Source organism: Dietzia sp. B19 (assembly GCF_014145155.1).
GTDB classification, from domain to species: Bacteria; Actinomycetota; Actinomycetes; order Mycobacteriales; family Mycobacteriaceae; genus Dietzia; species Dietzia natronolimnaea.
Genome location: NZ_JAALED010000055.1, coordinates 1 through 10,947, shown reverse-complemented (window position 1 = coordinate 10,947; position 10,947 = coordinate 1). Strand labels below are relative to the sequence as shown.

Annotated in this window: 8 protein-coding genes; 2 read left to right on the top strand and 6 right to left on the bottom strand. The window is 71.3% G+C overall.

From position 1 onward, the window contains the following. The 6 genes from G6020_RS02320 to eccCa form a co-directional block, all read right to left on the bottom strand. Positions 1 to 867, bottom strand: an 867-nt coding sequence (locus G6020_RS02320; protein ID WP_182609535.1) for a sulfurtransferase, incomplete at its 3' end; no start/stop codon positions are given. A 141-nt stretch (positions 868 to 1,008) separates the two neighbouring features. Further along, positions 1,009 to 2,367, bottom strand: coding sequence for an NAD-dependent succinate-semialdehyde dehydrogenase (locus G6020_RS02315; protein ID WP_179525892.1), 1,359 nt, complete (start codon positions 2,365 to 2,367; stop codon positions 1,009 to 1,011). 193 nt (positions 2,368 to 2,560) lie between these two features. Further along, the gene (locus G6020_RS02310; RefSeq protein ID WP_182609534.1) at positions 2,561 to 2,854 is read right to left on the bottom strand and encodes a WXG100 family type VII secretion target; all 294 of its coding nucleotides are present in this window, start codon (positions 2,852 to 2,854) and stop codon (positions 2,561 to 2,563) included. A gap of 28 nt (positions 2,855 to 2,882) precedes the next feature. After that, positions 2,883 to 3,203 (bottom strand): WXG100 family type VII secretion target, encoded by a 321-nt coding sequence (locus G6020_RS02305; RefSeq protein WP_179525894.1) that lies wholly within the window; start codon positions 3,201 to 3,203, stop codon positions 2,883 to 2,885. Positions 3,204 to 3,314: 111 nt separating this feature from the next. Next, complete coding sequence (locus tag G6020_RS02300; protein WP_179525895.1) at positions 3,315 to 4,124, bottom strand: hypothetical protein; 810 nt, start codon at positions 4,122 to 4,124, stop codon at positions 3,315 to 3,317. A 5-nt stretch (positions 4,125 to 4,129) separates the two neighbouring features. Next, a complete protein-coding gene (eccCa, locus tag G6020_RS02295) occupies positions 4,130 to 8,131 on the bottom strand; it encodes a type VII secretion protein EccCa (protein ID WP_182609533.1) in 4,002 nt (1,333 codons plus the stop codon). Between the two features lie 220 nt (positions 8,132 to 8,351). On the opposite strand from eccCa, the gene eccD reads away from it, so the two are divergent. Both eccD and G6020_RS02285 read left to right on the top strand, forming a co-directional pair. After that, a complete protein-coding gene (gene eccD / locus G6020_RS02290; RefSeq protein ID WP_182609532.1) occupies positions 8,352 to 9,890 on the top strand; it encodes a type VII secretion integral membrane protein EccD in 1,539 nt (512 codons plus the stop codon). Positions 9,891 to 10,171: 281 nt separating this feature from the next. Continuing rightward, a partial coding sequence (locus G6020_RS02285) for a S8 family serine peptidase (protein WP_347238290.1) occupies positions 10,172 to 10,947 on the top strand: 776 nt, incomplete at its 3' end.

The window sequence follows — 10,947 nt, the reverse complement described above, 5'->3', positions numbered from 1 at the left end:
GTCGCCGGTGACCAACGGGAGCTCGGGCCTGCCGGCCCAGGCGGTCATGGAGCCGTCGTACACCGCCACGTCCTCGCGGCCGACCAGCGCGAGGGCGTGCGCGACCCCGGTCGCGGCGATGCCGCCGCCGCAGTAGGTCACGACGGTCCGGTCATAGTCGAGCAGGCCAGCGGCCTCGAACTCGCGGCGCAGGTCCTCGGTCGGCCTCAGGGTGCCGGTCTCGGGGTCGCGGAGCGAGAAGACCGGCAGGTTGATGCTGCCGGGGATGTGACCGCGGCGGGCATAGGTGTCCACCTCGCCGCGGTAGGTGGGCTCGTCCAGCACGTTCACGAGAATGGTGTTCTCATTGTCCAGGCTGGCCGCGATCTCCTCGGTGGAGCGGAACAGCTCGGGGCGGCGGGTTCCGGTGAAGGTGCGCGGCGTGGGCTCGGGGAGCACGTCGGTGACCTGGTGGCCGGCGGCCTTCCAGGCCGGGAGCCCGCCCACGAGCACCGTGACGTTCTCGAAGCCCTCGTAGCGCAGGTGCCACCAGAAGCGGGTGGCCCAGAAGCCGTCGTGCTGGTCGTAGACGACCACCGTCGCCCCGTCGCCGATGCCGAGTGCGCCGGCGGCCGCGGCGAACCGCTCGTGGTCCGGCGCGGTCCAGGGTTCGGGGCTGTCCGGGTCGGCGAAGTCCCCCAGGAGGTCGGCGAACACGGCGCCGGGGATGTGTTCCGGCCGGTACGTCTCCGCGCCCGACTCCGGGACGTAGGGGCCGTCGGTGGGGACGGGGAGGTGGTTGGTGGCGTCGACGACGACGAGGTCGGCGTCGTCGAGGTGCTGGTGCAGCCACGAGACGTCGACCTGCGAAGGCAGAGGGGATGCCATGAGGATCCTTTCAAGGTTGGTGATGAGTCACCTTCCAAGTGTAGGGACGCGCGCTGAGGGGGCAACGGATCGAATCTGGGCGATCCGAAGGATGGCGCCGCCCCGGCCCTCTCGTGTATCGGGGCCGGGGCGGACTCGCTGTCAGTGGACCCGCTGCAGCCGCACGTTGACGAACTCGCCGAGGCCCCAGCGGCCCAGCTCGCGGCCGTAGCCCGACCGCTTCACGCCGCCGAAGGGCAGGCCGGCCATGGTGGTGCCGTGCTCGTTGACGTAGGCCATCCCGACCTCGAGCTTCTCGGCCACCTCGGAGGCCTTGTCGGTGTCGGCCCCCCACACCGAGCCGGACAGGCCGAAGGGCGTGTCGTTGGCGACGCGCACGGCCTCGTCGACGGAGTCGTAGCCGTACACCATGGCGACGGGGCCGAAGATCTCCTCGGTGTAGGCGTCCATCTCCGGGGTGATGCCGGTGAGGACGGTGGGCTCCATGAACGCACCCGGTCGATCGATCGCGCGGCCTCCGGTCACGAGGGTCGCGCCCTGCTCGACGGCGCGCTCGACCTGCTCGACCACCCCGTCGCGGGCGTCCTCCGAGGACAGCGGTCCGAGCCCGGTTCCCTCGTCGGCCGCGGGGCCGACCTTGGTCCCCTCGTACAGGTCGCGGAGCTTGCCCACGAAGTCGTCCTTCATGTCCGCCGGAACGAACATCCGCTTGGGCGAGTTGCATGCCTGGCCGCAGTTCGACAGCCGCGCCTTGCCGACGGTCTCGACCAGCTCGTCCAGGTCGTCGGTGTCCAGGACGATGAGCGGGTCCGAGCCGCCCAGTTCGAGAACGCTGGTGGTGAGGTTCTCCCCCGCCACCTTGGCCACGGCGGCGCCGGCGCCCTCGCTGCCGGTGAGCGAGACACCCTTGATCCTGGGGTCGGCGATCATCTCGGCGACCGTGTCGCTGGAGGCGTAGACGTTGACGTACGCGTTCTCCGGAAGCCCGGCCGCGCGCTGCACCTTCTCTATTGCCGCGGAGGAGCGCGCGCAGATGCTGGCGTGCTTGAGCACGATGGTGTTGCCCAGGAGCAGGTTGGGGGCCGCGAACCGGGCCACCTGGTAGTAGGGGTAGTTCCACGGCATCACGCCGACCAGGGGTCCGACCGGTTCGTGGGTCACGCGATTCAGGCGGGCGCCCGGCACGTCCAGCGTCTCGGGCTCCAGCAGCGCGGGGCCGTGCTCGCCGTACCAGCGGTAGATCGAGGCGGCGAGCTTGACCTCCCCCTGCGCCTGGTCGGGCAGTTTGCCCATCTCGGTGGTGATGGCCTTGGCGAGCTCGTCGGCGTGCTCGTCGAAGGCGTCCGCGATCGCCAGGAGGATCCGCGCCCGCTCCGCGACGTCGGTGGCGCGCCAGGAGGTGAACCCCTCGGTGACGGTGGACAGGATCCCGTCGACGTCGTCGGTCTGGTCGTACTGGCTGTCGGTCGTTCCCGTTGACGGATCGTGGGTGACGTACATGTGGGTCCTCCCGTGGTTCGCGTCCGCCGGGTGATCGACCCGGCTCTACGTCCGACGGTAGGACAGCCTTGCCTCGCCTGCATCCGGTCGGGGGGTGCGGCGGCCGCGCGGAGCCCGGTCATCACACCGACGGTGACCGAGACTCCGCGCCGCTGTGCCTCCACTCAGGGTGAGGCCACTCGGAAACGGGCCGTCATGCCCATCCCTGGGCGGCGCGACGGTCGGCATCCGCCATACCCTGGTTACCCTGACTCGCTGCCCGCGAGATCTCCGCGAGCATCGCCTGCAGGGCGGCGGCGGCCTGGTCCCAGTCGTTCTGGTGGGCCTGATAGGCGACAGCGGCGTCGCCCTCCCATTCGGCGACGAGCGGTGCGAGGTACGCCCTGAGATCGTCGAGGGTGGTGCGCAGCGCCGTTGACGCCGAACCGACCTGGCCGACGAGCGCCTCGATCGGGCCGTGGTTATAGGTGATCTGTCCTGTGGTCATGAGAATTCTCCCGACTGGAGGTGGGTGGTCAGATGTTCAGAGGGCCGGAGGCGCCGACCCGGCTGATCGCCTGCGCGGAGTCCTGATCGGCGGCCTCGAACGACGTGCTGTTGGTCCGCATGGTCTCCGAGATTCCCGCCAGGGCGGTGTTGAGCTTGGTGCTCTGCTGCTGCCACTCCGCCATGATCGTCGCGAACCGGGCCTGGGCCGCACCTCGCCACACCGACCCTCCGAGCTGCGACACCGAATCCCGGACGTTCCCGAGCAGTCGATCGATCTCAGTGTTCACGTCGTCGACCCGTCTGGCCGCGGTGTCCATGGTCCCGATGTGGGTGTTGAAACCGGCCATCTCGTCCTCCCCTTTGTGGTCCTGCGGCCCCTTCCTGGGTCCGTCACAGTGTTCGACGTCCCCGGGGCCGGGTTCGGTTCCATCCGCCACGACGACCACCCGGAGGGCGACTCAGACTCCCTCGTGTAGCCGGAGAGCGGCCTCGACCGGAGCGAGATCCGGAACGACGAAGGAGAGCAACCGCGCCTGATCGCAGGCGTCCACCACCCGCTCGGCGTTGCGTCCGCGGGCCAGGATCTCGGTGGAGCCGGTGCCCGCCTCCCGCCGCCCACGCCGTAGCGCGGTCACCGCCTCGAGCACACGGGGCACCTCGTCGTCGCGCATCGAATCCCGGCACGGATCCCACCGGTGGACGATGGTCCGGTCGATCAGGGTCAGCTCCCCCCGCGTGCGTTCGACGAGGCTCACAGTGGTCCTCGCGGCGCAGGCCTCCACGCACACCGCCCAGCGGGCCGAGGATGAGGGCAGCGCCTCGGCGGTCACCAGCGCCGCGCGGACGATGTGGGGTGACACACCCAGGCCCTCCGCAGCGGATGCCAATCGGGCGGAGCGGGTGTTGCCCCACCCACTGGGAACGATGAGCACCACTCCGTCTCCGTCCCCCGCCGCGCCCCACCGCAGGGCCCGGGAGACCGGAGCCGCCAGGAGTTCCTCCACGGGGACGGAGAGCCCGGCCACGTCGGTGCGATCCCGGTGAGCGCCTGCCAGCGGGTCCGGCAGACAACGGTCCGGGTGCCGGAGGGCGACGGAGTCGACCCGCTCGGAGCACTCGATCCGATCGCCCCCGGGTGGTAGCGCGGAACCGTCTGCACCTGCGAGGACGGAGGTGGGCGCGACCGCCGGGGAGAGAACGGTCGACGCCGACGCCGACGCCACCGACAGTCCGGAACAGGAGAGATCGACCGCGATGGTCGCGCCCACGGGGGTCACGGTTCCGCGAGTGCGGTCTGCACCAGTCGGACGCCCCCGCTGCGGGTGACGAGCCTGCCCCGACCCGCCGGCAGGTGGGTGGGACGTACTCCTCCGAGAAGGGGGCCCTCCTCGCGGCTCCCGGACATGATGAGGCCGGCGCCGCCCAGGTCCCGGATCCCTCCCACGAGACCGTCGTACAGCGCGCGCGAGGAACCCGCGGTCCTCCGCGCGAGAACCACGGAGAACCCGATGTCGCGGGCGTGCGGGAGGAATCGGGTCAGCGCGGACAGCGGGTTCCCCGCACCGGTGATGACGAGGTCGAGGTCGTCGACGATCAGGTGGATTCGCGGACCGTTCCACCACGAGCGGGCGCGTAGTTGCTCCGGCGTGATCCCGACGCCGGGCATCCGGCCCTCGAGGATCTGGACCAGGTGATCGACCATCGGCACCAGCGCCGTCTCGGTGGCGGCGTATCCCGCGAGATGATCGCCCTCGATCTCGCCCAGCATGGTGCGGCGGTAGTCCACCACGATGACCTTCGCCGCCTGTGGGCTGTTGCCGGCGACCAGCCCCCGGGTGACGGCCCGGAGAACAGAGGTCTTGCCGCATTCCGAATCGCCGAGCACCAGCATCAGCGGGTCCGCCTCGAGGTCCGCGTAGACGACCTTGAGGTCGGATTCGTCCACACCGAGAGGCACCCGCGTCCGTGTGCCGTCCGGACCCGGGCGCGCCAGACCCGCGAGTTGGGCGTACGGCAGGACCTCCGGGAGCATTCTGACCGGCGCCGCGTTGACGGGGCCCACCAGGGCCCGCCACCGCTGCGCCAGGTGCCGGGAGGCCGAGACGGTGGCGTCGGCGATGCCATCCGGGTCGACGAGTCCGTCGAGCCGGGGTTGGTAGACGAGCATGTGGTGGCGTTCGCGGGTCAACCCCCGGCCGGGAGAGGCGGGGACGGTCATCGCCGCCCGGCGGTCGATCATCGAATCCGTGGGATCACCCAGCCGGAGTTCGACACGGGTACCGAGCGCGTCCCGCAGCGCCGGCCGGAGGTCGGCCCAGCGGGCTGCGGACAGGACGACGTGGACGCCGTAGGACAGGCCGTCCGCGGCGAGCCCCACCACGAGCTGTTCCAGGTCCTCGACCTCGGTCCGGAACGCCTGCCAGCCATCGATCACCAAGAGGATCTCGGGATACTCGGCGATCGACCGACCGTCGCGCCCGATCAGCCGGCGGCGGGCGTGGTCGACGGACGTCACTCCCTCGTCGCGGAACGCCGCCTCCCGGCGCTTGAGTTCGACGCCAACCTCCGCGACCGTTCGACGGATCTTCTCGTCCTCGCCGCGCCTGGCGACACCACCGACATGGGGGAGCTCGGCGACCGACTGGAGAAGCCCGCCACCGAGGTCCACGACGTATACCGAGAGCCGGTCGGGTCCGGTGGTCGCCGCGGCGGCCAGCACCAGGGTGCACAGGGTGGTCGACTTGCCCGACCTCGTCCCGCCCACCACCGCGACGTTGCCGTCCGCCCCGGAGAGGTCCACGACCCAGGAGGCTCGACGCTGTTCGAACGGCAGGTCGACCTCGGCGATCGGGAAGCGCAGGCTCGGCGGGCTCTCGTCGCTGGACACCGTCGGTTCTGTTCCGACCGCCGTGTCCAGGGCTGCGCCGGCCCCCAGAGGCGGGAGCCAGACCTCGTGTGCGGGTCTTCCGTGACCGGCGAGCCGACCGACGAGGACGTCCAGCAGACTCGTCTCCTCATCCCGGTCGTCGGGGACTGGCGCGTCGCGTCGGACGGCGGCCGCCGATGGGGCGGGAGCGGCCACCGGCATGTACCAGGACGTGAACGGACGCACTGTGGCGCGGGCGACCGGGACGGCGACAGAGGAGCCGTCACGTCGACGATCCTCTCGATGGGGCCCCGAGACGTAGGCGGCGTCGAATCGCACCGGCTCGCCGGAATCGACCTTCAGAAAGCCCGCGCCCGGCGTGGCGGGCAGGTGATAGGCGTCGGTCACACCCAGGACGGTGCGGGACTCGGTCGCGGAGAACGTCTTGAGGGCGATCCGGTAGGACAGGTGACTGTCGAGACCGCGCAATCGTCCCTCCTCGAGCCGTTGGGACGCCAACAGCAGATGGATGTGCAGACTGCGCCCGAGACGCCCGATGGTGAGGAACAGTTCCGCGAATTCCGGCTTGGAGGACAACAGCTCGGAGAACTCGTCGACGACGATCACCAGTGCCGGCAGGGGATCGAGCTGCGCTCCCCTCGCCCGAGCCGCCTCGTAGTCGCCCACACCCGCGTAGTTGCCCGCGGCGCGGAGCACCTCCTGTCGCCGGTTCAGTTCGCCCTCGAGCGCGTCCCGCATCCGGTCGACCATGGTGATCTCGGACTGGAGGTTGGTGATCACGGCTGACACGTGGGACAGCGACTCGAGTCCGAGGAACGTGGCCCCGCCCTTGAAGTCCACCAGCACCAGGTTGAGCGCGTCCGGGTCGTGCGTGGCGACCAGACCCAGGACGAGGGTGCGCAGGAACTCGGACTTCCCGGACCCTGTCGCGCCGACACACAGGCCGTGCGGGCCCATTCCGCCGTGCGCGGCCTCCTTGAGGTCCAGCTCCACGGGGGCTCCATCCGGGCTCACCCCCACCGGGACGCGCAGGCGGTCGCGTTCGCCGCGACGTCGCCACGCCACCGCCGGGTCGACGCGGGTGGCCATCCCGATCCCCAGCAGGTCGGGCAGACCGGGGACCCGCCTGGTGGAAGTGGAGCCGTCGGCGTGTGTCACGGTGTCGGCGGGTCGGTAGCGGGCGAGTGCCATGGCGAGCCGCTCCGCTTCCGGAAGGCTCATGGAATCGGCCCTCGCGATGTCCTCCTCTCCGGATTCGGTGTGTACCGACGCCCTGCCGTCGTCGTCGAGCCGGACACACAACCCGAGACGGGTCGCGAGGTCGCGCAGCTGCCCGGCGCGACTGCCGGAGACCTCGAGAACGGTCACGCCGTCCAGTCCGTCCTCGGCCACCAGTCGCTCGGCGCCGGTGACTCCCACGCCATCCACGATGACGACGAGATGAGGCACCTCCCGACCGTCCCTCGCGTTCGTCCCGAAAGCGGGCCGCACCGCGATGTCCTCGGAGAGCATCGACTCGACCCCGGCGAGTGAGAACTCGGTGAGTCGCACCCGTCCGCCGCCGTCCGTGTACGTCGGGTGTTCGTGGTGAGGGAGCCACTTGAGCCATTCCCAGGCCCGGCGGGCGTTCCCCTCGCTCGCGGCGACCGCCACGCGGACCCGGTCGGGACCGTGGGAGACGACGAGTCCTGCCAGTGCCGCTCTGACCGCAGATCTCGCCACGTCCACATCACCGTCCAGGGAGACGGCGGCGAACGCCCGCAACTCCAGCGCCACAGGCAGGTCGTCCACCACCGAGTGGACTCTCACGAAGCGCCTCATGCTCACGACCGAGACGGGCTCCAGATCGTCGACCGGACCGGTGTCGGGGGCGGACAACCTGGTCGCCAGGGACTGCCGCCCGGGGCCCAGTCGTACTGTGAGGTACTCCGCGTCGCCCTCCTCCCGCTCCCACATCCGTGGCGTTCCGACCAGCGCGGGCAGCTCCACCGGGTCGGGGTGTCGCCACAGTGCGGCCGCCCGCTGGGCGGCCACGGTCTCGTGGACGGTCTCCCGGGTCTGACCCAGGTAGCGGAGGTAGTCCTTCCGCAGTTCGTCGGTCTCACCGGTCTTGTTGCCACCGGACAGGCTGCCGGCGAGCATTCCGACAGCGGAGACGGCCATCATCACGGGGAAGAGCATGAACATCGGGTTGCGCATCATCCCCGTACGCATCATCACCACGACCATCCCGACCACGGCGACGACGAGGACGACGGGGAGAACGATCTGCACCAGTGGCCTGGGAGTCGGACGGGGCAGTGCCGGAGGGGCCTGGAGGGTGAGCTCACCGGTCGACACCGCCGGCGCCTCGAGCCGCTCGCCGCGGGTGAAGACCACGTCACCCATCCGCGCCCGCCTCCTCGTCCAGTTCCTGCCGCCCGGTCCCCGACGACCCGTTCCTCGTCCGAAACCGGAGGAGGGGCCCCCACGGGAGCATCCCGCCGTCGACAATGGTCGCCGTGTCGAAGCGCGATGTTAGGGCAGTGCACGTCGTGACGGGGACGTCAACCGACCAGGGTGGCACCGCCGGCGACCGGGTGGGCAGGGACGAGTGGGAGGACAGGGCGTGACGGGGCGTGACGAGCCCGGGGGCGTCGCTTCGGGCGTCGAGCCGCTCGACCAGCGTCGGGTGTCGATCGTCTGCCGCACGACACGAGTGGATCTGAGTCTGCCGGCCCATCTCGAGCTCGTCGCCGTGATCCCCGAGATCGTGGACCTGGTCCGCGACCGGATCCGGGCGGCCGCGGGGCCCGCCTCGAGTGTGGACGTCGACGCCCGGATGGGTGGGCACGCGAGCGGGTCATGGCAGCTGTCGAGGTTGGCGGGTGGACCACTGGCCGTCTCCGAGACACTCGCGCAACAAGGTGTGCACGACGGAGAGATCCTCGTGCTGGACCACCGGCCCGTGCCCACTCCGGCGCCGCTGTTCGACGACGTGCTGCAGGGGCTCACCGATCCGGACGTGGCGCGCTCCTCCGTCTGGAGTCGCCGCGACGCCGTCGACACGGCCACCGCGACGACTGCGGTAGCCGTGGTGGCCGCCGTCGCCGCACTCGTCGGCCAGTGGTGGAACCTCGGGGGGATCGTGCCCCCTCTCGTGGCCGCCCTACTGGCCGCTCTCGGCCTCGCGGGGGTCCTCGCACTCCGCCGGACCGCCGCCCCCGTCTCCGCACACGCCGTGGCGGGGGCGTCCACGTACGGGTTCACCGTCCTCGCGGCGGGGACGGTCGGCGCGGCCCCCGGCGGAGCGGGGAACCTGATGGGTGGCCTCACCGCCGGGGCGGTCCTCGCCGGTGTGCTGCGGTGCACCGTGTTCCGGACGGGCCACGATCGGTCGTACGGTCTCGCGGCGGGTTACCTGGCTCTGGCCCTCGTGTCGGCGGTGGGCGCGATCACCGCCATGATCGTCGCGTACACCACCGTTCCCGTGCACGCCGTCGGAGCCGGAGCCGTCCTCACAGGCCTGCTGCTGCTCACCGCCGCACCCGGCGTGTCGATCTCGGCGGCCCGGATCCCGGTCCCCCCGGTTCCGGCGCCGGGCGAGGACGTCGAGGCCGGGGATCTGGGCGAGGTCGATCACGACCTGCGCGCGCGGCATGCCGATGACCGACGGTCGCATGGACCTCTGCCCACACCGGCGGTCCTGAGGCACCGCTTTCTCACCTCACGTTCGTGGCTCACCGGCCTGTTGGCCGCAGGGGGCGCGATCTGCACGGCCGGGGCACTCGTGGCGCTGACCGGTGGTCCCGCGTCCACCCGGTGGTCCGCTCCCCTGGCACTGGTCGTGATCCTGACGTTGGTCCTCCGGGGCCTCGGGTACGCCGACCGGGTGCACACGACGGTGCTGCTGGCATCGGCCCTGACGCTGGCGTCCGGCCTGCTGCTCGGGGCGGCCGTCACCCATCCGTCGCCGGTCGGGATGGTGATCCCCGCGGCCGCCGCCCTGGCCGCAGCGGTCGTCGTCGCGGCGACGGCACTCCCCCATGTCGAACTCTCCCCTGCCGTGCTGCGCGCCGTGGGGACGATCGAGGTGATCGGTATATGCGTGCTCGTACCGCTCGCCGTGGGCGCGATGGACGTCTACTCGACCGTCCGTCAGCGATGAGGTCGGGCCTGCTGGTACCCCTCGCGGCCACCGTGGCGATCCTGACCGCGCACTCTGTCGATGGTCAGGTGGCGGCCGCGCTCGAGCGGCCCTCCATCGACGGTCCCGTCCCGGAGGTCGGCCCTATCGATCCCGGTTCAGCCGAATCGGGATTGCGGCGTGACGGCCCCTGTCGCACCACGGCTGCAGTTCTCGACCCGTCCGCCCCGCCCGCCTCCGCGACGGTTGACGATCTCAGTGCGGCGTGGATCCACGGGCGGGGGGAGGGGCAGGTGGTGGCCGTGATCGACACCGGTGTCAACCCCGGTCCCCGTCTGCCACGTGTTCGTGGGGCCGGCGACGTCGTCCCCGGCCGGGACGGCACGGAGGACTGCGATGCGCACGGCACTCTGGTGGCCGGGGTGCTGGCCGCGAGCGAGGACGACTCGGGCCATTCCGGTGTGGCGCCGGGCGTCGAGATCGTCTCGATCCGGCAGTCGAGCAGTGTCCTGAGGTCGACCGCACGCTCATCCGACGTCACCTCGGTCGGATCCGGGGTCGGCACACTCTCCTCCCTGGCGAGGGCGATCCGCGCGGCGGTGGACGCGGGTGCCGGCGTGATCAACATCTCGGAGGTGGCCTGCGTTCCCGCCGGTACCGCGCTGGCCGACGACACGCTCGGTGGAGCGGTCCGCTATGCCGCGGTCGACCACGACGTCGTGCTGGTGGCGGCTGCGGGCAACGTCGGTCAGACCTGTGGGGACCAGAACCCCGACCACCCCGATCCCGCCGCTCCCGGGGACGACGGATGGGACGACGTCGTCACCGTGGCGGTGCCCGCCTGGTACGACGATCACGTGCTGGCCGTGGGCGGCGTCGGTCCGGACGGATCCGCAGCGGACTTCTCGCTCAGGGGACCGTGGGTCGACGTGGCCGCCCCCGCGGTGGGCCTGCGATCGGTCGGTGCCGACGGCGCAGGGGTGTCGGACCTGGTGGTGGACGGGGACGGCGCGCGGACCGCCATCAGCGGGACGAGCTTCGCCGCACCGTACGTCGCCGGCACCGCCGCGCTCGTCCG

What these genes read in the sequence shown, in the direction of transcription:
- G6020_RS02315 (WP_179525892.1), bottom strand. Translation starts at nt 2,367, where the DNA reads ATGTACGTCACCCACGATCCGTCAACGGGAACGACCGACAGCCAGTAC.
- G6020_RS02310 (WP_182609534.1), bottom strand. Translation starts at nt 2,854, where the DNA reads ATGACCACAGGACAGATCACCTATAACCACGGCCCGATCGAGGCGCTC.
- G6020_RS02305 (WP_179525894.1), bottom strand. Translation starts at nt 3,203, where the DNA reads ATGGCCGGTTTCAACACCCACATCGGGACCATGGACACCGCGGCCAGA.
- eccCa (WP_182609533.1), bottom strand. Translation starts at nt 8,131, where the DNA reads ATGGGTGACGTGGTCTTCACCCGCGGCGAGCGGCTCGAGGCGCCGGCG.